Here is a 20852-nt window from a genome sequence, read left to right on the forward strand (position 1 = left end):
GATAGGCGATTGATCGATTGCCTGGTTGCGGCAATGAGCGAGCGTTCAGCGCTCCAGCACCCACGTATCCTTCGTTCCGCCCCCCTGCGACGAGTTGACCACCAGCGAGCCTGCCCGCAGCGCCACGCGCGTGAGGCCGCCCGGCACCATGCGCACATCCTTGCCGGACAGCACGAACGGCCGCAGATCGATGTGGCGCGGCGCGATGCCGGCTTCCACATACGTTGGGCAAGTCGACAGCGCCAGGGTGGGCTGGGCGATGTACTGATCAGGACGGGCCTTTACCACCTCGCGGAAAGCGGCGATCTCTTCCTGCGTAGCAGCCGGACCGACCAGCATGCCATAGCCGCCTGCACCGTGCGTCTCCTTGACCACCAGTTCGCCCATGTGGTCGAGCACGTATTGCAGGTCGTCCGGCCGACGGCACATGTAGGTCGGCACGTTATTGAGGATCGGCTCCTCGCCGAGGTAGAAGCGAATCATGTCGGGCACGTACGGATAGATCGACTTGTCGTCCGCCACGCCGGTGCCGATGGCATTGCAGATCGTGACGTTGCCCGCGCGATAGACCGACAGCAACCCTGCCGCGCCCAGCGAAGAATCGGGCCTGAACACCAGCGGATCGAGGAAGTCGTCGTCCACACGGCGGTAGATGACGTCGATACGCTGCGGGCCCTGCGTCGTGCGCATGTAGAGGTGGTCGTCCTGCACGAAAAGGTCGTGCCCCTCGACCAGCTCAACGCCCATCTGCTGCGCCAGGAACGCATGCTCGAAATACGCCGAGTTGTACATGCCCGGCGTGAGCACCACCACAGTCGGGTCGGCAATGTTCTGCGGCGACACGCTGCGCAGCATGTCGAGCAGCATGTCAGGGTAATGCGCGACCGGCGCCACACGATTGCGCGCGAACAACTCCGGGAACAGCCGCATCATCATCTTGCGGTTTTCGAGCATGTAGGACACACCCGAGGGCACGCGCAGGTTGTCTTCCAGCACGTAGAACTCGCCCTCGCCGGCACGCACGATGTCGATGCCCGCCACATGCGCGTAGATGTCGCGCGGCACGTCGACGCCCAGCATGTCGGGGCGGTATTGGGCGTTGTTGTAGATCTGATCGGGCGGGATGACACCGGCGCGCAGGATGTTCTGCTCGTGATAGATGTCGTGCAGGAAGCGGTTGAGCGCATCAACGCGTTGCCGCAGGCCGCGTTCGAGCTTGGCCCACTCACTGGCCGGGAAGATCCGCGGAATGATGTCGAACGGAATCGTGCGTTCGGTGCCGCTGTTCGATTCGTCCTTGTCGCCGTACACGGCAAAGGTGATACCGACGCGGCGGAAGATCAGATCTGCCTCGGCGCGCTTGTTCTGCAACGTCGTGGCGGATTGCGCACCCAGCCATTCGGCGAAACGTGCGTAGTGGCCGCGAACCTCGCCCTGCTGGACGAGCGCTGCCGGGGCCGGTTCGGCGGCATGGGGGCTGCGGTCCCCATCATGCCAGTTGAGCATTTCATCGTAGAACCGGACTGCCATGCTTTTCTCCCCTGACGGCGCCGCGCAATGTACGCGGCACGTGGTTTTTATAGCACAGCGGTTTTGACCCCCACAATGGGGCCAACCCGTTATGCCGCCAAGTTTACGGCTGGGCGTCGAAGGCGCCGGCGGCCGTTGCCAGGGGTTCCACTTCCTGTGTGGAAGACCAGTACCGCGGCCGCAGGGCCCGCGCAGTCTGGACGTCCAGCACATCGCCGTCGGTCTGGATGACGACGGCACCGGTCCTGTCCGTACGCAAACCGTCGATGTCGCGCGCCATGTAGCGCTGCCAAACCTCGGGATGCGGATGTCCGTACCGGTTGCGGTAGCCGACCTGGAAAACCGCCACCTGCGGAGAAACCGCTTTCAAGAACGCGCCGCTGGAGCTTGTCTTGCTGCCGTGATGCGGCACAAGCAAGATGTCTGCCATCAGTCGCTCAGGCGTTTCGGCAGCGATGAGCGCCCTTTCCTGTGCAGCTTCGATATCGCCGGTCAGCAACGCAGCGTGGCGGTCATTGGCGATGCGCAGTACACAACTGTGGGCGTTGCTGGACAGGCGCTCGCCTTCAGCGGCCGGGCGCAACGGGTGCACCATCTCGAAGACAACGCCGTCCCACGTCCATGCTTGCCCAGCCAGACAATCGGTAAGGCGGATGTCGTGTGCATCGGCCACGCTGCGCAGGGCGTGCCCTTGAGGCAAAGACGCCAACATGGTGCGTACCGGGACCGCGTCGATCACCGTTTCGGTGCCACCGGCGTGGTCGCTGTCTTCGTGGCTGACGACAAGAGTGTCGAGCGCTTCCACGCCATGGCCGCGCAGGTACGGAGTGATGACGCGGGCGGCGGCATCCGCGTGGTCGCCGTAGCGCGGGCCGGTGTCGAACAAGAGGCGATGGTTGGCCGTTTCGACCAATGCCGCAGCCCCCTGGCCGATGTCGAACGCGACGAGCCGGAATTCGCCGGGTAACGGCACTGGCACGCGCGCCAGCACCAGCGGCAAGAGGAGCACGGCGCCCTGAGCGCGCCATGCCCAAGCACGCAGGCCACCCGGCACCAGCAATAGCGCCACGCCGGCCATCGACAGCAGCAACGCCCACGTGGGCGCGACCGGTGCAACCCACACCGACCAGCGCGGCGTCGCCAGCCATTCAAGCCACACGGCCAGCCAGCGAAAGCTCGCTTCGGCCAACATCAGCACCGGCTGCGCCAGCGGATCAGGGAGCGCCGCGCCGATCAGCGCCAGCGGCGTCGTCACAAAACTCACTGCAGGAATCGCCAGCCCATTTGCCGCCGCAGAGACCACCGACGTCTGCTGGAACAAGAGCAAGGTCAATGGCAACAGGCCGAATGTGACTGCAAACTGAATCCGCGTAGCGTCCGTCAATCCACGTCGGGTGCGTTCAATCCAGCCGGCCGTGGTGCCGTTGCGCCGGCCATCGAACACCATCTGCGCGGCGATGAAGATGATCGCCACCGCGCCGAACGACAGCCAGAACCCGGCCGACATGACTGCCCACGGGTCCACCACCGCCACCACGGCGGCCGCCCAGCACAGCGACAGGCTGGCCGGCACATTGCGGTCGGTCAGCCGAGCGATAGCGACGGTGGACAGCATCAGCAGCGTACGCTGCGCCGGCACGCCCATCCCGGCCAGCAGGCAGTAGACGAACGCCGCCAGCATGGCCGCGATTGCGCCTGCGCGCGGGGCCGGCATGCGCAGCGGCAATGGCGTGCGCAGCCAGCAGCTCAGCCCGAACGATCGGCGCCACAACGCCATCCACAACGCGGCACACAGCCCGGCGATCATCGTGATGTGCAGCCCTGAGATGCTGACGAGGTGGCTGATGCCGGTACGGCGGAACAGTTCCCAGTCGTCGCCGGCGATGCCGCTCTGGTCGCCCACCACAAGCGCAACGATGACGGCCGCGTAGCGCGCGTCGGGCAACGCGGCGAGGATGTGGCGCCGCACGCTGGCGCGCCAGCGTTCTACGCCAATTCCGAAACCGGTGCCCGCCGCTTCCAGCGCGATGTTCTGCACGCGCTTGCCCGTACGCACATAGCCGATGGCGCGGATGTTGTCGGCCAGCATCGCGTATTCGCCATCAAAGCCGCCGGGGTTGGACAGGCTGTGCGGGCGCTTTACGCGCAGTGTCAGTTGCCAGCGCTGGCCGGGTTGCAGATCGGGGATGCCGGCGCGTCGGTCCTGGCCTGTCCCCTCCTCGCCCATGTTGCCCCAGGTCCGCGTGCCATACCAGGACAGGCGTACGCGCGGCGGCACGGCATCGCCCGCGTTGCTGGATTCGATATGGAAGAGAAACCGCGTGGCGTCATCGCCGTTCTGCGGCAGCGCGGCCACCACGCCGGTTGCAATGATGTCCTTGCCTTCCCACGCAGGGCTGAGTGCCACGGCCATGCGTTGCTGCGCGCGCCAATCGCTCCAGCCAAAACCCGCCGCGACGGTGCTGGCGACCAGCAACATGGAGAACAGCATGGGCCGACGCCGCATGACGGCAGCCGCCAACAGGCAGAGCAACAGCACGCCAACGGTCTGCCACACCGGCACGAGCGTTGCCTGCATCTGCAATGCCACGCAGCCGGCGACAAAGCCGATCAACCATAGACGCACGCGCGGGCGTCAGGCTTGCAACAGCGCTGCCAGGCGAGGAATGGCCTCGATGCTGTTGCGGCGCGCCTGATCGGCCAGCGCCTCGATGGAGATGCCACGCAATTGCGCCATCGCATCGGCAATGCGTGCGACTTCCGTGGGCACATTGCGCACCCCGCCCTGCTCGCCGAACTGGTCGTCGGCCAGCCATGCAGGTGCCAGGTCAGGCGCGTCGGTTTCCAGCACGATCGACTCGATCGGCATTTCGAGCGCCAGCCGACGCACGCGATTGGCGCGCGAGAAGGTAAAGACGCCGCCAAACCCCAGCTTGAAGCCGGAATCGACAAAGCGATGCGCCTGTTCCGGGCTGCCGTTGAACGCATGCGCAATGCCGCGTACGCCCGCTTTGGCGGCGGCGCTCAGCACCTGGTCCTGCGACTTGCGCACGTGCATCAGCACGGGCAGATCGAATTCGCGGGCGATGCGCAGTTGCGCGCGGAATACGGCGCTCTGCCGTTCAACGTCGTAGTTGGGAATGAAGAAATCGAGGCCGATCTCGCCGATCGCCACAAAGCGCGGGTCGTCCATCGACGCGGCGACCTGGCGGTGCAGCTCGAGCAGGTCGTCGTCGCTGGCCTGCGCGGCGTAGATCGGATGGATGCCCAGCGCATAACTGCACCCGGCATGCCGATGTGCCAGCGCCCGCACCGTATCGAAATTCCAGCGCGCCACCGCCGGCACGACGATGTGGTCGACCCCCACTGCATGCGCCTGCGCGACGACCGCATCACGGTCGGCATCAAAGTCACTGGCGTCGAGATGGCAATGGGTGTCGATCCACATGGTCAGTTCTGCGTTGGAAAAAGCGGCAACGTACCGGAAAGCGCGGCGATCTGGAATCCGCCTTTTCCGATCATGCCGCCCGGCTCAGCGCTCCTGGTGCAGGTGGCCTTCCCGCAGGCGGAAGATGCGGTCGCAGCGGCCAGCCAGTTCGATATCGTGCGTGACGATGACAAAGCTGGTGCCCAGCGTGCGCGTGAGTTCCAGCATCAGGTCGAACACCTCGCCGGCGGTGTGATCGTCGAGGTTGCCGGTGGGCTCGTCCGCCAGCACGCAAGCGGGAGACCCCACCAACGCGCGTGCAATGGCCACGCGCTGGCGCTCGCCGCCCGACAGCTCGCCCGGACGGTGTGCCGTGCGCGGGCCCAGACCCACGCGTTCGAGCATCGCCTGTGCGGTGTGGCGCGCTTGCGCTTCTTCCACGCCGCGGATGCGCAGCGGCATCGCCACGTTGTCCAGCGCGGTGAATTCCGGCAGCAGATGGTGGAACTGATAGACGAAGCCCAGCGCCTGGTTACGCAGCGTATTGCGCTCGCGCTCCTTCATTGCCGTGAAAGGCTTGCCGAGCAGCGAGACGCGGCCCGATGTCGGCTCATCCAGCCCGCCCAGCACATGCAGCAGCGTGCTCTTGCCCGAGCCCGAGGCGCCGACGATGGCAACCTTCTCGCCCACGCCGATGCGGATGTCCACGCCCTTGAGCACGTCGACGTTCAAGCCGCCTTGGCGGAACGACTTGGACAGCCCTTCCGCCTGCACCACCACCCCTTGCGGCGCTGCGGCCGGCGCTTCCATCGAAGTCATGACGGCCTCACTCATAACGCAGTGCCTCCGCGGGATTCACGCGCGAGGCGTGCCAGCTCGGATACAGCGTCGCCACCGACGCGAGGATGAAGGAGATGATGCCAATGGTCGCAATGTCGTTCACGCGGGGGTCCGAGGGCAGTTCGCTGATGAAGTAGATGTCACGCGGCAGGAATTGCACGTGGAAGAGACGCTCGATGAAAGGCACGATCACGTCGATGTTGTAAGCGATGAGCGTGCCGAAACCCACGCCCAGTAACGTGCCGATAAACCCGATCGCCACGCCTTGCACGATGAAGATCTTCATGATCGAGCCCGGTTGCGCGCCCATGGTGCGCAGGATGGCGATGTCGGCCTGCTTGTCCGTCACCGTCATCACCAGCGTGGACACCAGGTTGAACGCCGCCACGGCGATGATCAGCGTGAGGATGATGAACATCATCTTCTTCTCGGTCTTCACGGCGGCAAACCAGTTGCGGTTCTGGCGCGACCAGTCGCGGATGTACAGCTCGCCGGTCAACGTGCGCGACAGGGCTTCGGCGACTTGCGGGGCGCGGTCCATGTCGACCAGCTTCAGGCGCACGCCGGTCGGGCCGTCCAGGCGGAACAGACGCTCGGCGTCTTCCATATTGACCAGCGCCAGCGAGCTGTCGAACTCGTAGTGGCCCGATTCGAATATCCCCGTCACGGTGAATTGCTTCAGGCGCGGCAACACGCCCGCCGGGGTGATGGTGCCCTGCGGCGCCACCAACGTGACCTTGTCCCCTTGATGCACGCCCAGGCCGTTGGCCAGTTGGCTGCCCAGGGCGATGCCGAATTCGCCGGGTTTCAGGTCATCGATCGTGCCCGATTTGAAATCCTTGGCAATGTCAGACACCTTCGGTTCGTCCGCCGGCGACACGCCGCGCAGCAGCACGCCGCGCACCGCCTCGTCGCGCGTGATCATGGCCTGCGCGCCCACGTACGGCGCCGCGCCGATGACTTCCTTGTTCTGCATCGCCTCATTGGCGGTCCGCTGCCAGTCCGGCAGACTGTTCGGCGCCATCACCTCGATATGCGCCAGCACCGACAGCATGCGGTCCCGCACTTCCTTCTGGAAGCCGTTCATGACAGAGAGCACGATGATCAGCGCCGCCACCCCCAGCGCAATGCCGAGCATGGAGATGAGCGAGATGAAAGAGATGAAGCTGTTGCGGCTGGCGCGCTTGCTTGCGCGCGTATACCGCCAGCCGATCTGCCATTCGTATGGAAATTTCAAAGGGGGTTCCCCGTGGGTGTGATTTGTCCGGCTCACTGGCCGACCAGCCGGAAGTTTACAATCTCGGAGCCATGATTCCTGAACTCACCCTGATTGTCCCGTTTTGCGCGCCCGCTGCCGAGGTAGCGGACGATGCTTACCGTCAATTGACCTTGCCGGGCCTGGAAAGGTTGCTCGCGCGTGCGCGCGAGACGGAACGCGAGCGCCACGACGACGCCTACCTGCCTACCCTGCCGCACGAGCGCTGGCTGGCTGCGCATGCCGGGCTACCCATTTCTCCGCTGCCGTCGGCGCCTTATATGCGCCTGGCGGACGGCGGCAGCGCCGACACGCGCACCTGGGCCTGCCTGCAGCCGGTCCACATCCACGCCGCCCGGGACCATCTGGTGATGCTCGACCCGGCCCAGCTGCGCCTGGAAGCCGCCGACGCCGACGCCCTGCGCGCCGCCATCGCCCCGCTGGTTGCCGAGATGGGCATCACGCTCGATGCGACGCACGCCGCGCGCTGGTACGTGGCCGATTCGCCTTTTGGCGACCTCATTGCCGCTGCGCCGCAGCGCGCCAGCGGCCACAACATCGACATCTGGATGCACAAGGGCGAGCAGGAACGCGCCTGGCGCAAGTTCCAGAACGAGATCCAGATGACCTGGTACGACCACCCCGTCAATCAGGCGCGCGAGGCGCGTGGCCTGCTGCCGGTCAATTCGGTCTGGCTATTCGGCCAGGGCGCGCTGGTCGATGCCCGCCCCATTGCCGAACGCATGATCGGCTCCGATCCGTTCTTCGCCGGCCTGTGCCACGCCAGCAACGCCACCGAACTGTGTGCGGAAACACTAGCCGCCGTGCCATTCGACGACACGAGCGCCGCCGCTCTGCTGGGCGACGCCGGCAAGCCGTATCTCTCCGCCGACTGGTACGACTGGATCGAAACCCTGCGCGCCTATGACCGCGACTGGTTCACCCCCGCCGCCGATGCGCTGGCCGACGGCCGCATCGACGCCGTCTCGCTCGTGCTGACTGGCGACTCGCACTACGCCCGCTACCGCGTCACCCGCCGTGAACTCGCCAATGGCCCGTTCGGCTGGCTGCGCCGCTTGAGCCACCCACTGAGTCGCCCGCGCACCTTGCGCGACGCGCTGTCCCCGCTTTCCATGCCCGCCTGAGCCTGATCCTGCATGACCCGCATCGCTGTCCGTTCGCATTCCGCTGACGCCGCCACCACGCTGGCCGGCCACGGCATCCATCCCGTCCTGGCGCGCATCCTTGCTGCCCGAGGCGTCGCCCGCCCCGACGAACTGTCGACCGAACTGACCGACCTGTTGCCCCCCGCGCAACTCAAGGGTATTGACGGCGCAGCGCGCTACCTCGCCGACGCCATCGCCGCCAACAAGCGCATGCTGATCATTGCCGACTACGACTGCGACGGCGCCACCGCCTGCGCCGTGGGCGTGCGCGGCTTGCGCATGCTGGGCGCGCAGGTCAGCTACATCGTCCCGAACCGCTTCGAGTACGGCTACGGCCTGTCGCCCGAAATCGTGGCACTCGCCTCGCGCGAGAAGCCGGACGTGCTGGTCACCGTCGACAACGGCATCGCTGACGTGGCGGGCGTGGCGGCCGCCAACGCGCTGGGTATCGACGTGGTCGTGACGGACCACCACATGCCCGGCGCGCAGTTGCCCGAGGCGCGTGTGATCGTCAACCCGAACCAGCCGGGCTGCGGCTTCCCGAGCAAGAATCTGGCGGGTGTCGGCGTGATGTTCTACGTCCTGCTGGCCCTGCGGGCGGAATTGCGCAGGCGCGGTGTGTTCACGCCGCAGGATCAGCCGCGCCTCGATGCGCTGCTCGACCTGGTGGCGCTCGGCACCGTGGCCGACGTGGTCAAGCTCGACGCCAACAACCGCCTGCTGGTCGCGCAAGGCCTCAAGCGCATGCGCGCCGGGCGGATGTGTCCGGGCATCGCCGCGTTATTCCGCGTGGCTGGCCGCGAGGCGCGTCGCGCGTCGACGTTCGATCTCGGCTTCGGCCTTGGCCCGCGCCTGAACGCCGCTGGGCGCCTGGCCGACATGTCGCTCGGCATCGAATGCCTGCTCACCGACGACTACGACCGCGCCATGTCCATCGCCGCAGAACTCGACGGCATGAACCGCGAGCGCCGGGAGATCGAAGCCGGCATGCAGCAGGAAGCGCTCGCCATCCTCGACAGCATGAACGCCATCGACGGCGCGGGCCGCCACACCATCGCGGTCTACAACGAGACGTGGCACCAAGGCGTGATCGGCATCGTCGCGTCGCGCATCAAGGACAAATTCCACCGCCCGGTCTTCACCTTCGCGCCCGGCGACGATGGCGTCATCAAGGGCTCGGGCCGCTCGATTCCGGGCTTCCACCTGCGCGATGCGCTGGACGCCGTTCACAAGCGCAGCCCGGGGCTGATCGTCAAGTTTGGCGGCCACGCCATGGCGGCGGGGCTCACGCTGCGCGAAGACGGCTTCGAGACATTCGTCGCCACCTTCGAGGCGGTCGGCCGCGAATGGCTGACCGAGGCTCTGCTCTCGCGCGTGCTCGAAACCGATGGCGAAGCCGACCCGGAATGCTTCACGCCGCAGTTCGTCGAGTTGCTCGAAACCCAGGTCTGGGGTCAGGGTTTTCCGGCGCCGAGCTTCTGCGGCGAGTTCGATGTGCTGTCGCAGGCCGTGCTGAAGGAAAAGCACCTCAAGCTCAAGCTGGGCCGGGGCAAGCAGCATTTCGACGCCATTTGGTTCAACCACGCCGAGCCGCTCGGCGCCTCCGCCTATGTGGCCTATCGGCTCGACAACAACACCTTCAACGGCATCACGCGCGTGCAGATGGTGATCGAGCATGCGCAATAGCGGATTGGCCAAACCTTGCGCCTGCGCATAAACACATGCCAAAACTGTCTGACGGCACGCAGATGACGCCGCAGTCTGGCACGGCCGGTGCGTTACAATGCGGGATTGCCGGCATGGAGACGCACAAGCATCCATGACCGCGCGCCCCACGAATTCCTAGCTTCAACTTCCAAGCGAAATGACTCACGTCGTTACCGAAAGCTGTGTCCGCTGCAAGTACACCGACTGCGTGGACGTCTGCCCCGTCGACTGCTTCCGTGAAGGCCCGAACTTCCTGACGATTGATCCGGACGAGTGCATCGACTGCGCCGTCTGCGTGGCCGAATGCCCGGTCAACGCCATCTACGCCGAAGAAGATGTGCCCGCCGATCAGCAGAAGTGGATCGCCATCAATGTCGAGCTTGCACAAGCCGGCTGGCCGTCCATCACCAAGACCAAGCAACCCTTGCCCGACGCAGACGACTGGAAGGACGTGAAGGACAAGGAGCAGTACCTCGACCGCGGCTGAGCGAACTTGCTCGACACACTTTTTGTAGTGCATCGCAAAAAAAGGTGTTGACGGGCAGATCGGAAACTAGCTAGAATTCATTTCTTCGCTGTTGCAGCGATTCCCCGATAGCTCAGTCGGTAGAGCGCCGGACTGTTAATCCGTAGGTCCCTGGTTCGAGCCCAGGTCGGGGAGCCAAAATAACAAAACGCCTCGCTTCGTGCGGGGCGTTTTCATTTGTGGCATCGGTGTCGTGTATTGTTTGCACCCGCCCCAAGCCCGAGTGGTGAAATTGGTAGACACCGCGGACTTAAAATCCGCTGCGCCCTAATCGGCGCGTGCCGGTTCGATCCCGGCCTCGGGCACCAATCTCTTCTTCACCTCCCCTCGCCCCCCTTCTGCCCCAGCGCCTTACGACGCGCAGCACGCGTGCGCCTTCGGTGCCTCTTCGTATTCGTCATGACGGCGCACCCATGACATGGGGCCGGTCTCGTTGCGGCCGAGCGGCGCGCGATCGAGCAGCAGCAGCGTACCTACCATGTCTTCCAAGCCGCGTGCATAGGTCGAGTACGTGTGGAAGACGTTGCCCGCCTCGTCCTTGTAAAACGCGCTCATGCCCGGCAATTCGTCGTGGGCTTCCTCGCGCGGCGTGGCGGTGTAGTTGTAGTCGACCGAGCCGCTTGCGAGTTCGTCGGGTGAGAAGCTCACGCGATAGTCGTGGTTGAACGTCGTGCCGAACGACGACACCCACGGGAATTGCCAACCCATGCGTTTCTTGTAGGCGGTGATCCTGTCCATCGGCGCGCGCGATACCGCGACGAACGTCACGTCATGGTGGTTCAGATGCGGGAGCATTCCATCCACATGGTCGGAGAGGAAGGAGCATCCGGGGCAGCCCGCATCCCAGTCGGGGCCGAGCATGAAGTGGTAGACCATCAACTGGCTGCGACCGTCGAACAGCTCGGCCAGCGTCTTCTTGCCCTCAGGCGACTCGAACACGTATTGCGCGTCGACCTTGACCCACGGTAGCGCCTGACGCTCGGCGTTGATGGCATCGCGCAGATGGATGGCCTCCTTCTCGCGGGCCAGCAGCGCCCGGCGCTCGATCAGCCATTCGTCTCTTGAAACTACGGGATGCGCTTGCATGATCGCCCCTTTGTCTAAGACACAGGACTTCATACTAGGCGGCCTCACGCGATTGAAAAGCCGCGGCGCGCAAGTCGCCAACCGGATGCGACTTGTGCGCCATGGAAGAGCATCAGCCGTCTCTGCACATGCAACTTCAGGTGCCGGATCAGCCCACAAGACAGCGCACGCCCACGTTGATGAGCGCGCCGCCGCCCACCAGCCCAACCCACAGCACAGCAGCGCACAGCAGCGGACGCACACCAGACTTCAGCAGCATCGGCACATGCGTTTGCGTACCGATGGCAAACATCGCACAGGCCAGCATGGCGGTATCGATAGCGTCGATCGGGGCATGCCATGCGCCAGGGATCGCACCGGCAGAATTCAGCAGCGTCACGATCAGCAGGCCCACCGCAAACCAGGGCATCGCTTTCCACGCATGGCCGGCGGCTTTGCGGAGCGCATCTTCGTGCGACGCCGAAGCGCAAGCCTGGCCTTCAGCGGGCGTTGTGCACGCCAGCACCACGAGCAGCGGGGCCAGCGCCAGCACGCGCACCATCTTGCTGACGACGGCCGCGTTGGTGGCATCGTCGCCCAACGGACGCGCAGCGGCAATCACCTGCGCGACCTCGTGCATCGTCGAACCGATGTAGACGCCAAAGTGCTCCGGCGTGATGGCCGTACCCGCATGCGCCGCAAGCGCGTACAGCCACGGATACAGGAAGATGCCGATCGTGCCGAACAGCACCACGCTGGCAATCGCCACAGCCGTTTCGCGTGGCGACGCCTTCACCGCTGGCGCAACGGCCAGCACGGCCGCCGCCCCGCACACCGCGCTGCCGGCCGCCACCAGCACGGCTTGCGAGCGCGTGAGGCGAAACCAGCGCGTGCCGATCCACGTCCCGGCAAGCATCGTCGCGGCCAATACCGCCAGCGGAATCACCACGCCCGACGTGCCCAGATCCTGGATCTGCGCCAGCGTCAGCCGCGCGCCGTAGAGAATCACGCCAGTGCGCAGCAGCGTGTGGCGCGCAAACTGGATTGCCCTCGGCGTCAGCCAACGCTGGTGCCCAGGGACATGGCCCACGGCCATGCCGAGCAGGATGGCGAGCGTCAGCGCGCTCAAGCCAAGATGCCCCGCCCACGGCATTGCGCCGAGCGCCACCGCAACGCCCGCACACCCAAACAACACCACCACGCCGGCGAGCGTCCGCCCATCGAATCCCGCTGCCACACGCTGGGGCGCCAACTGCTTCTGTGCAATCGTCATCACATTCGCCTTGCATATTCGTTATGCGCATAACGATATGCGGGCCGTGATAACATGTAAAACAGGTAATTTTCGTAATTCCAACCACTTTTATGGATAACAAAGCGCCTCGCGTCACACTGCGGCAGTGGGCCGTCTTCGCCGCCATCGCCCAGAGCGAGACGACCACCGCCGCCGGCGAGGTCCTCGGCCTGTCGCAATCGGCCGTCAGTGCGGCGCTGTCGGAGCTGGAATCCACGCTCGGGCACCCGCTGTTTGACCGGCATGCACGGCGCCTGCATCTGAACGCGCTGGGCCGGCAGCTTCTGCCGCAAGCGCAGGCGCTGCTCGATCACGCCGATGCGCTGGAACACGCAACTGCCCAGCCCAACGTGCGCCTGAAGCTCGCGGCCAGCAGCACGATCGGCAACTACGTGCTGCCCGTCCTGCTGGCAAATTTTCGGCACGAGATCGCACCCGACAGCCAGTTGGACGTGCTGATCGGCAACACGCAGGACGTGGTCGACGCCGTGCAGCGCTTCGAGGTGGACATCGGCCTGATTGAGGGCACCTGCCGCGGCGAGGCTCTGGAGATCGAAACGTGGATCGACGATGAAATGGTGATCGTGGCCGCGCCGGGGCACCCGCTCACCCAGGGGAGCGGGCCCGTCTCACACGCAGCGCTGCGCGAAGCAGGTTGGCTGATGCGCGAACCCGGCTCCGGTACGCGCGAGCTTATCGACAGCCGCATTGCTTCTGTGGTGGGGCCGCTGCATGTGGCGCTCGAACTCGGTCACTCCGAAGCCATTCAGCGCACGGTGGCGGCAGGCTACGGCATCAGTTGCCTGTCGCGCCACGTGGTGGGCGATGCGTTGCGCGACGGCCGCCTGGTGGAGGTGGACAGCGGACTGCCGCGCATCGCCCGGCCGCTGCTTATCGTGCGCCATCGCGACAAGCATCCGACGCACGGGCTCGCTCAATTCATCGACGTGCTACGCAGTCACACCACCGATTCGAAAAAATTCGCGCGAGGGACTAGCGCGATCTAAAAAAGGTTGATATAGTCTCGTTTCTTCGCGGGGCGTTAGCTCAGTTGGTAGAGCAGCGGACTCTTAATCCGTAGGTCGAGTGTTCGAGTCACTCACGCCCCACCAGGTTTTAAAAAGGCTCGACAGGCAACTGTCGGGCCTTTTTCATTTGCGCAATTTCATTTTGCCAATTCGCGGCGCGCTTCCGTTTCGGTGTGCGGAAAACAAAGCGGCCGACGCTTCTGACGCCGGCCGATCGTTCACAAGACTTCTCCCCCGCTCAGTGCAGCAGCTTGAGCAGAATCGTCGCGAACACCACCATCGCGGCCCCGCCGATGCGCGTGGATATCTGCGCAAACGGCATCAGACCCATGCGATTTGAGGCCGAGAGAATCGCCACATCGCCCGTGCCGCCCAACCCGCTATGGCACGCGGTAACGATGCCCGACTCCACCGGATACATCCCCAACCATTTGCCGACGAAGAAGCCTGACGCCACCAGCGCCAGCACCGTCGCCGCGCAGATCGCGAAATAGCCCGGCGTGAACGCAGCCACCAGCTCTTTCCACGAGACGAACAGCGCGCCAAGGCCGACAAGAATCGCGAACGTCAGGTTGGTCGAGACGAACCTGTACATCTGGTAAGCGCCCAGCTCCATGTTCTGCGGCAGCACCTTGGACACCTTCAGCAGCGCCGCGCTGACGATCATCAGGATCGGGCCGGGAATCCCCGTGAAGCGCGACAGCAGCGCACCGAAGATGAAGAACGCACAGCTGATCAGCAGGCCGGCGCCCATGAGGCCCAGATGGAGCGGCGCCTCGGCGTGATCGTTGCGCAGCAGATCGGCGCCGTTGCCGGATCTGACGAGATCTCCATCGCCCGTCAGGTGCGGCCGCTTCTCACCCAGCGACTTGAGGACGCCGCTCGAGAGGATGGCGACAACGTTGCCCAGGAGCGCCGCCGGCACCAGCATGGCAATCAGCTCGGCCTGCGGTCGGCCAAGAATCTCGGCGTACCCGATCGACAGCGGCAGGATGCCTTCGCCAATACCGCCCCCGACGATCGGGATGACGATGAAGAAGAACGTGTGTTTGGGGTCATAGCCGAAGAACAGGCCGACCGTCACGCCCGCCACGACCGCCGCCAACGTGCCGATCAGCAGTGGAATGAACATCCGCATGAAACCCTGCACCAGCACCCGATGGCTCATCCCCAGGATGCTGCCCGCCACCAGGCACGCGATGTACAGGTACTGCAGGTTGGCGGTCTTCATGGTGGTGGTGAGCGCCTTCAGCATCTCGGGGTCGATCACCTTGTAGCCCACCAGCGCCGAGGGCACGAACAGGCACAGGATGGCCGCGCCGCCAATGTGCTTGAACACCGGCAGCCGCGCGCCGATCTCGCCCAGCAGGAAACCGAGCAGCATCAGTACGGCAAGGCCGCCGATCATGTCGTTGGGCAGTTTCTTGTTGAGCGTCGCGAGCAGCGTGATGACGGCAATCGTGGTGTACACGGGAAGAGGCAACGGCCCGATCCTGTAACCGGTGAGCGTGCGCCAAAAGCCCATGCGCGTGTCGTCCTGCGCCCGGATGGATGCTTCCATGATGGTCTCCTGAATCAGCCGCGCGGCGCGCCTCGTCTTCAAGCGAGGTGGGTAGGCGCCGGCGTCGCTGTGTGGGTTTTCAAAAAACGCGCTGCCAAACACTCAAAGGCTGCTGCCCGGCGTCATCGCTGCCAGGCGTGCGCGGGTGGTCGCCGCGATGTCGCGCAGCCACGGGCGCGCGTTCCAGTGCGCCTGCTGAAAGGCGTTGATGTCGTTCCAGCGCGCGAGCGTCGCGCCGATCATGTCGAGCCCGTGCAGGAACATGTGGCGATGGCGCTCGGACAGCGTGAACGGCACCTCCACGCTGTGGCTGCGCACGGTCATCGATTCCACGTCGATGGCGATGCGGCTCGTGGCCGCGTCCGACACGTCGGCCAGGATGCGCTCCACATCCGCCTCGTCGAGCATCACCACCAGCAGGCGGTTGTTCATTGCGTTGCTGTAGAAGATCTCGCCAAAGCTCGGTGCGATGACGGCGCGGATGCCAAATTGCTGCAGGCCCCACACCGCGTGCTCGCGGCTGGAACCGCAACCGAAGTTGCTGCCGCCCACAAGGATGGAAGTGCCCTGATACGCCGGCAGGTTCAGCACAAAATCGCTGCGCAACCGGTGATGGGCGTCGTAGCGCAAGTCGTAGAGCAGGCCCTTGTCCAGCCCCGATTTGTCGATCCCGCGCAGGAACTGCTTGGGCATGATCTGATCGGTGTCGAGGTTGGGCGTGGGCAGCGGGGCGGCCATGCCCTCGATGTATTTGGTGTCAGACATGGGCAGCCTCTGCTTGCTCCGGTTGCTGTTGCAGTTGGCGAACGTCGGTGATGCGGCCGGTAATGGCAGCGGCCGCCGCCATGGCCGGGCTCATCAGATGCGTGATGCCACCCCGCCCCTGACGCCCTTCAAAGTTGCGGTTGGTGGTGGAGGCGCAGCGCTCGCCGGGGGCGAGAAAATCGTCATTCATGGCCAGGCACATCGAGCAGCCCGGCTGTCGCCATTCAAAGCCGCTGGCGATCAGGATGTCGGCAATGCCCTCCTGCTCAGCCTGCACGCGCACGGCGCCCGAACCCGGCACCACCATGGCACGCACGCCGGGCGCCACCTTGTACCCCTTGACGATGCCGGCCACGGCGCGCAGGTCTTCAATGCGCGCATTCGTGCACGAACCGATGAACACGCGTTGCACCGGCACGCCTTCGATGGCGGTACCGGCCACCAGGCCCGTGTAGCGCAATGCCTGGACCGTGGCAGCGCGCGTCGCCACGTCCTTGGCCGCCTCAGGCTGCGGAATCTTGCCGGTGATGGGAATCGCCTGATCGGGGCTGGTGCCCCATGTCACGTACGGTGCAACATCGCTCGCGTCAAAGACATGCTCGGCGTCGAAGTGCGCATCCGCATCGCTGAACAACTGCCGCCAATCCGCCAGCGCTGCGCTCGCGTGGGTGTGAGCCACATCACGCGCATGTTCGAGCACGTAGCGCGTGACCTTGGCGTCAGGCGCAATCAGTGCGCCGCGTGCACCGGCCTCGACAGCCATGTTGCACAGGGTCATGCGCGCCTCCATGGAGAGCGCGGCAATCGCACTGCCCGTGAACTCGACCACATAGCCGCGTGCGCCTTGCGCGCCGATGCGGCTGATGATGTGCAGGATCAAGTCTTTGGCCGTGGTGCCGACGGGCAGCTCACCATCCACGCGGATGTGCATGTCCTGCGCCAGCCGGTAGACCAGCGTCTGCGTGGCCAGCACGTGCTCCACCTCGGACGTGCCGATGCCAAAGCCGAGCGCGCCGAACGCGCCATAGGTGGTCGTGTGGCTGTCTCCGCAGAGCACCACCATGCCCGGGCGGATCATGCCCAGCTCGGGCGCGATCACATGTTCGATGCCTTGCAGCGCGTCGTTGGTGTCGAACAGGACGATGCCGTGCGCGCGGCAGTTCTTCGCCAGGTTGGACGCCTGCAGCGCCGACGCGGGGTCCTGGATGACCCGCACGCGCACGGGGTGCGTGGGGATGATGTGGTCCACCACCGCCATCTGCTGGCCCGGCACGGCCACCGTGCGGCCCGCTTCGGCCAAGCCGGCGAAGGCCTGCGGGCTGGTGTACTCGTTCATGATGTGCAGGTCTGCGTACAGCAGCACGTTCTGCGCATCGAGCTGGGCAACGGTGTGGGATTCGACCAGCTTCTGATACAGCGTCTTCGCCATGCTTCCTCCAATTCGCGTGGCCGGTCTTACCGATCGGACCCGGACCACTGGCGAGAGGAAGTGTAGACATGCGATCTGGTTTTATAATTGGCGCATGTCTTCATCTATTCTTTAATTTATCTGAATAATGGATCGCGTCTCGGATCTGGAGTTTTTTACCCAGCTCGTCAAACAAGGTTCGCTGGCCGCGCTGGCGCGCGAGCTTGGCGTGACACCCCCCGCCATGACGGCGCGCCTGGCGCAGTTGGAAAAGCGGCTCGGCGTACGGCTGCTGAACCGCACCACACGGCGGCTGAGCGTGACACACGAAGGTGAAATCTATCTGGCCACCGGCGCGCGCCTGCTCGAAGAACTGCAGGAACTGGAGCAGACGGTCTCCGCCAGCCGGGGCACGCCCAAGGGCTTGCTGCGCATCAACGCCACGTTCGGCTTCGGGCGACGGCATGTGGCGCCCGCCATTGCGGAATTCGCGCGGCGTTATCCGGATGTGGAGGTGCAGCTTGAACTGACCGACCGCTCCGTCAACCTGACCGACAAAGCGTTCGACATCGGCATCTGGTTCGGCACGGTGCCGGATTCGCGCATGGTGGCGCGCAAGATCGTGAGCAACAAACGCGTGCTGTGCGCTTCGCCCGACTACCTCGAACGCGCGGGCATGCCACAGGTGCCGCGCGATCTGCAATCGCATCAGTGCATCGTGCTGCGCGAGAGCGACGCCGCTTACGGCACGTGGTACCTCACGCGCGGCAGTCGGCAAGAAACCATCAAGGTGCGGGGTGTGCTCAGCACAAACGACGGCGAAACGGGCGTGCTCTGGGCCCTGGCCGGTTACGGCATCCTGATGCGATCGGAATGGGACATCCACGAGCACGTGCGCGCCGGCCGGCTGGTGCCCGTGCTGGCGGAGTGGACGCTGCCCGTGGCGGACATCTTTGCGGTGTATCCGGAACGCGCCAACTTGTCGGCCAAGGTCAGCGCGTTTATCGACTTTCTGACGGACTGGTTCGGCAAGGAAGCCGCGTGGGCGGGCGAGCGCCGCTAGCGCGGCGTCGCCTTTCAGGCCGTTGTTTCGATGCGCAGTTGCATGCGCATGTGCATCGTCTCGCCCGGCGCCAAAGCGCGCAGGCCCGTGCCTTCCCATCCCTGCGCCGCGAGATTGATCGCATCGGCCACGTGCGATATGGGCTCCAGGCAGAAATACGGCTGCGCGTGCGGTGCGTGCAGGATGAAGTGGTCGAGCGGGTCCTGGGCGCTCAGCGTGAGCACGCCGCCTGCGCACGACACCACGGCACGCTGCCGCCATTCGCTGTAGTAGACGCTGAGCGCCGCATCCGGCAATGCGCGCGCGTGGCGGAAATCTTCCTGCAGCGTGATCGGCTCGCGGCGGATGGCGACTTCACCCGCGTCGGTCGGCCACATCGTCGCAGCATCGAACTGCACGCGCGTATCGGGCGTGCGCGCGAAGTACGGATGGAAACCACCCCCGGCCGGCATGCTGCTGTCGCCGTCGTTGCGCAGGGTCATGACGGCATCCAGACCGGATTCGCTCAGCATCAGCGTCTGCGTGGCGGTGAACGGCCAGGGCCAGTTGTCTGCCTCGGGCACATAGCGCAAGCCGAGTTCGATCGACGATGCCGTGCACTGCTCCACTGTCCAGGCACGCGCATGCGCCAATCCATGCATGGCATGCGCCTGGCCCGGATGCGGCGCGAGACGGATCTCGCGGCCGCCCCAATGGAAGCGCCCGTCGCGGATGCGGTTGGAGAACGGCAGCAGCGGGTAGCACCCGGCCTTGGGCCACGCCAGGCCCTCGAAGCCGTCGCGCAGGCAATCGGCCGACATCGGCGCCAGCCAGTCGACACGCCGCCCGCCCTCGCCGGCCGAAGCCAGCAAGGCAATGCGGCCACCCGCGGCTGGCGCGACATCCATCGTCAATGCGCCGGCCTGCAGCCTATGCACCGCTCCCGGTGCAAGCCAAGTCTTGCTGTGCATCAGAACGAATGCCGAATGCCAACCATGCCCACGAACTGGCTGCGCCCGTTCGACGGCGTGCCGTTCTGCGAGTCACCCACCGACGCCACCGCATCGACGATGGAGGTGCTCGTCCCCGAAGCGCGCAGCGTCTGGCCATTGGCGCGCTGATACGCCTGGATCGCGTAGAACGCGGTGCGCTTGGACAGCGAATACAACTGCTCCATCGAGAACTGGTTGTACTTGGCGGGCGAGCTGATACCGTTGCGCGCCTTCTCAGCCGTGTAGCTGTAGCCGAAGGCGAGCCGCAATGCCGGCGTCAGATCGTAGGTGGCAATGGCGCCCACCGTATTGAACGTGGCCGATTGGGTGAACAGCGACAGCGCCCCCGGCTTGTACTGAACGTTCGAGTAGTTCAGTCCCACCATCAGCTTGCCGAACGTATAGCGCGCTGCCGTGGCGATGAGTTGGGCAGAGTCGGCCGTGGCATAGCCGGAGTTGACCGGCGAATTGTTGGCGAACGTTCCGACGTTGCTGAAGTTGCCGGCCGTCGTGCCGCTCGATACGTTTTTCAGGCGCGTATAGCCCGCGCCCCACGAGAAGGCCTGGTAGTCATAGCGCAGCGCGGTGCTGACGCTGCTGCCGTTCGAAACGCTGCCGGCTTGCTCGCCAAAGCCGTATTGCACGCCCGCTTGCAGACCGCCCCACACCGGCGTGGTGTAGGTGATGGAATTGTTGAAGCGCAGCGTGGTATCCAACGCGTCCACATCGCCGGGGTGCGCGCCAGTGGCACCCGTCAGCACGTTGGTCGGGCCCAGCGATGCGACGTACTGGAAGTACGGCGTGTACGCACGACCCAGCGTGACCTGGCCATAATTGGTGTTGCTCAGGCCGACGTAGGCCTGACGGTTGAAGATGACCCCGGCTTGGGCTTGCTGACCCGTGTCGGCATTGAAGCCGCTCTCCAGCCGGAACAGCGCCGTATTGCCGCCGCCCAGGTCTTCCGTGCCATACAGGCCGAACTTGCTGGCCAGCAAGGCACCCGAGTTGATGTAGGTGTTGGAGTGCCCGCCCTGGTTGCTCGAATAGGCGAACGCATTGTCGACCACGCCATACAGCGTGACCGACGTTTGCGCTGCGGCCTGCATCGAAGCGCCTGCGCAAAGCAGCGCAGCCGATACGTAGACCGGAGTGAGGGAACGGGAACGTTTGGCTCGTGTGGTTTTCATCGTTGTTATCTCGGAAATCTCCTGCACCAAGGGAACACCGCGCATCACCGGGCCTCTGC

Annotated in this window: 17 protein-coding genes and 3 tRNA genes; 8 read left to right on the forward strand and 12 right to left on the reverse strand. The window is 65.0% G+C overall.

What is annotated here, in order from left to right; genetic code table 11:
* Nucleotides 1-45: 45 nt before the first annotated feature.
* From R2N16_RS05585 to R2N16_RS05605, 5 genes are all read right to left on the reverse strand, one after another.
* Nucleotides 46-1530 carry a circularly permuted type 2 ATP-grasp protein gene (locus R2N16_RS05585; RefSeq protein ID WP_316664568.1) on the reverse strand — a complete coding sequence of 495 codons (1485 nt, stop codon included), beginning with the start codon at nt 1528-1530 and terminating at the stop codon, nt 46-48.
* Between the two features lie 103 nt (nt 1531-1633).
* Nucleotides 1634-4156, reverse strand: a complete 2523-nt coding sequence (locus R2N16_RS05590; RefSeq protein WP_316664569.1) for a DNA internalization-related competence protein ComEC/Rec2 — start codon at nt 4154-4156, stop codon at nt 1634-1636.
* 9 nt (nt 4157-4165) lie between these two features.
* Nucleotides 4166-4978: a TatD family hydrolase gene (locus tag R2N16_RS05595; RefSeq protein WP_316664570.1), complete on the reverse strand. Its 813-nt coding sequence runs from the start codon at nt 4976-4978 to the stop codon at nt 4166-4168.
* A gap of 84 nt (nt 4979-5062) precedes the next feature.
* Entirely contained in the window at nt 5063-5791 is a 729-nt protein-coding gene (gene lolD, locus R2N16_RS05600) for a lipoprotein-releasing ABC transporter ATP-binding protein LolD (RefSeq protein ID WP_316664572.1), read from the reverse strand.
* Complete coding sequence (locus tag R2N16_RS05605; RefSeq protein WP_316664573.1) at nt 5784-7034, reverse strand: lipoprotein-releasing ABC transporter permease subunit; 1251 nt, start codon at nt 7032-7034, stop codon at nt 5784-5786. Before R2N16_RS05605 ends, lolD begins: the two co-directional genes overlap by 8 nt.
* Before the next feature lie 71 nt (nt 7035-7105).
* Between R2N16_RS05605 and R2N16_RS05610 the strand changes: the two genes are divergently transcribed.
* The 5 genes from R2N16_RS05610 (at nt 7106) to R2N16_RS05630 (ending at nt 10759) form a co-directional block, all read left to right on the forward strand.
* Nucleotides 7106-8197 (forward strand): hypothetical protein, encoded by a 1092-nt coding sequence (locus R2N16_RS05610; RefSeq protein WP_316664574.1) that lies wholly within the window; start codon nt 7106-7108, stop codon nt 8195-8197.
* 12 nt (nt 8198-8209) lie between these two features.
* Complete coding sequence (recJ, locus tag R2N16_RS05615) at nt 8210-9904, forward strand: single-stranded-DNA-specific exonuclease RecJ (RefSeq protein WP_316664575.1); 1695 nt, start codon at nt 8210-8212, stop codon at nt 9902-9904.
* Nucleotides 9905-10082: 178 nt separating this feature from the next.
* Complete coding sequence (gene fdxA / locus R2N16_RS05620) at nt 10083-10412, forward strand: ferredoxin FdxA (protein ID WP_004626101.1); 330 nt, start codon at nt 10083-10085, stop codon at nt 10410-10412.
* A 101-nt stretch (nt 10413-10513) separates the two neighbouring features.
* Nucleotides 10514-10589: transfer RNA gene (locus R2N16_RS05625), tRNA-Asn, on the forward strand.
* A 79-nt stretch (nt 10590-10668) separates the two neighbouring features.
* Nucleotides 10669-10759, forward strand: a tRNA-Leu gene (locus tag R2N16_RS05630).
* Nucleotides 10760-10802: 43 nt separating this feature from the next.
* Here the strand turns inward: R2N16_RS05630 and R2N16_RS05635 are convergent.
* Nucleotides 10803-11537 carry a DUF899 domain-containing protein gene (locus R2N16_RS05635; protein ID WP_316664576.1) on the reverse strand — a complete coding sequence of 245 codons (735 nt, stop codon included), beginning with the start codon at nt 11535-11537 and terminating at the stop codon, nt 10803-10805.
* A 148-nt stretch (nt 11538-11685) separates the two neighbouring features.
* Nucleotides 11686-12789 carry a YeiH family protein gene (locus R2N16_RS05640; protein ID WP_316664577.1) on the reverse strand — a complete coding sequence of 368 codons (1104 nt, stop codon included), beginning with the start codon at nt 12787-12789 and terminating at the stop codon, nt 11686-11688.
* 92 nt (nt 12790-12881) lie between these two features.
* Here R2N16_RS05640 and R2N16_RS05645 point away from each other — a divergent pair, with 92 nt between their 5' ends.
* Both R2N16_RS05645 and R2N16_RS05650 read left to right on the forward strand, forming a co-directional pair.
* Nucleotides 12882-13817 carry a LysR family transcriptional regulator gene (locus R2N16_RS05645; protein ID WP_316664578.1) on the forward strand — a complete coding sequence of 312 codons (936 nt, stop codon included), beginning with the start codon at nt 12882-12884 and terminating at the stop codon, nt 13815-13817.
* 29 nt (nt 13818-13846) lie between these two features.
* Nucleotides 13847-13922, forward strand: a tRNA-Lys gene (locus tag R2N16_RS05650).
* A gap of 154 nt (nt 13923-14076) precedes the next feature.
* On the opposite strand, the gene R2N16_RS05655 is transcribed toward R2N16_RS05650, so the two are convergent.
* The 3 genes from R2N16_RS05655 to leuC all read right to left on the reverse strand — a co-directional run bounded on the left by R2N16_RS05655 (nt 14077) and on the right by leuC (nt 17593).
* On the reverse strand, nt 14077-15399 hold the full coding sequence (locus R2N16_RS05655; protein WP_316664579.1) for a 2-hydroxycarboxylate transporter family protein: 1323 nt from the start codon (nt 15397-15399) through the stop codon (nt 14077-14079).
* Between the two features lie 102 nt (nt 15400-15501).
* Nucleotides 15502-16164 carry a 3-isopropylmalate dehydratase small subunit gene (gene leuD / locus R2N16_RS05660; protein WP_316664580.1) on the reverse strand — a complete coding sequence of 221 codons (663 nt, stop codon included), beginning with the start codon at nt 16162-16164 and terminating at the stop codon, nt 15502-15504.
* Nucleotides 16157-17593: a 3-isopropylmalate dehydratase large subunit gene (gene leuC, locus R2N16_RS05665; protein ID WP_316664582.1), complete on the reverse strand. Its 1437-nt coding sequence runs from the start codon at nt 17591-17593 to the stop codon at nt 16157-16159. The genes leuD and leuC overlap by 8 nt, the downstream gene beginning before the upstream one ends.
* Before the next feature lie 127 nt (nt 17594-17720).
* Here leuC and R2N16_RS05670 point away from each other — a divergent pair, with 127 nt between their 5' ends.
* Nucleotides 17721-18635 (forward strand): LysR family transcriptional regulator, encoded by a 915-nt coding sequence (locus tag R2N16_RS05670; protein WP_316664583.1) that lies wholly within the window; start codon nt 17721-17723, stop codon nt 18633-18635.
* Nucleotides 18636-18649: 14 nt separating this feature from the next.
* Here R2N16_RS05670 and R2N16_RS05675 read toward each other — a convergent pair whose 3' ends face one another.
* Both R2N16_RS05675 and R2N16_RS05680 read right to left on the reverse strand, forming a co-directional pair.
* Complete coding sequence (locus R2N16_RS05675) at nt 18650-19585, reverse strand: aldose 1-epimerase (RefSeq protein ID WP_316664584.1); 936 nt, start codon at nt 19583-19585, stop codon at nt 18650-18652.
* The gene (locus tag R2N16_RS05680; RefSeq protein ID WP_316664585.1) at nt 19585-20793 is read right to left on the reverse strand and encodes a porin; all 1209 of its coding nucleotides are present in this window, start codon (nt 20791-20793) and stop codon (nt 19585-19587) included. Before R2N16_RS05680 ends, R2N16_RS05675 begins: the two co-directional genes overlap by 1 nt.
* Nucleotides 20794-20852: the final 59 nt, after the last annotated feature.

This window comes from Ralstonia psammae, assembly GCF_958405935.1.
Classification (GTDB): Bacteria; Pseudomonadota; Gammaproteobacteria; order Burkholderiales; family Burkholderiaceae; genus Ralstonia; species Ralstonia psammae.

Excerpts from the sequence above, each read along its gene's own strand:
- R2N16_RS05670 (WP_316664583.1), top strand. The coding sequence starts at position 17,721 with ATGGATCGCGTCTCGGATCTGGAGTTTTTTACCCAGCTCGTCAAACAA.
- R2N16_RS05640 (WP_316664577.1), bottom strand. The coding sequence starts at position 12,789 with ATGACGATTGCACAGAAGCAGTTGGCGCCCCAGCGTGTGGCAGCGGGA.
- R2N16_RS05675 (WP_316664584.1), bottom strand. The coding sequence starts at position 19,585 with ATGCACAGCAAGACTTGGCTTGCACCGGGAGCGGTGCATAGGCTGCAG.
- R2N16_RS05585 (WP_316664568.1), bottom strand. The coding sequence starts at position 1,530 with ATGGCAGTCCGGTTCTACGATGAAATGCTCAACTGGCATGATGGGGAC.
- leuC (WP_316664582.1), bottom strand. The coding sequence starts at position 17,593 with ATGGCGAAGACGCTGTATCAGAAGCTGGTCGAATCCCACACCGTTGCC.
- recJ (WP_316664575.1), top strand. The coding sequence starts at position 8,210 with ATGACCCGCATCGCTGTCCGTTCGCATTCCGCTGACGCCGCCACCACG.
- R2N16_RS05655 (WP_316664579.1), bottom strand. The coding sequence starts at position 15,399 with ATGGAAGCATCCATCCGGGCGCAGGACGACACGCGCATGGGCTTTTGG.
- R2N16_RS05610 (WP_316664574.1), top strand. The coding sequence starts at position 7,106 with ATGATTCCTGAACTCACCCTGATTGTCCCGTTTTGCGCGCCCGCTGCC.
- fdxA (WP_004626101.1), top strand. The coding sequence starts at position 10,083 with ATGACTCACGTCGTTACCGAAAGCTGTGTCCGCTGCAAGTACACCGAC.
- R2N16_RS05680 (WP_316664585.1), bottom strand. The coding sequence starts at position 20,793 with ATGAAAACCACACGAGCCAAACGTTCCCGTTCCCTCACTCCGGTCTAC.
- R2N16_RS05645 (WP_316664578.1), top strand. The coding sequence starts at position 12,882 with ATGGATAACAAAGCGCCTCGCGTCACACTGCGGCAGTGGGCCGTCTTC.
- R2N16_RS05635 (WP_316664576.1), bottom strand. The coding sequence starts at position 11,537 with ATGCAAGCGCATCCCGTAGTTTCAAGAGACGAATGGCTGATCGAGCGC.
- leuD (WP_316664580.1), bottom strand. The coding sequence starts at position 16,164 with ATGTCTGACACCAAATACATCGAGGGCATGGCCGCCCCGCTGCCCACG.
- R2N16_RS05595 (WP_316664570.1), bottom strand. The coding sequence starts at position 4,978 with ATGTGGATCGACACCCATTGCCATCTCGACGCCAGTGACTTTGATGCC.
- lolD (WP_316664572.1), bottom strand. The coding sequence starts at position 5,791 with ATGAGTGAGGCCGTCATGACTTCGATGGAAGCGCCGGCCGCAGCGCCG.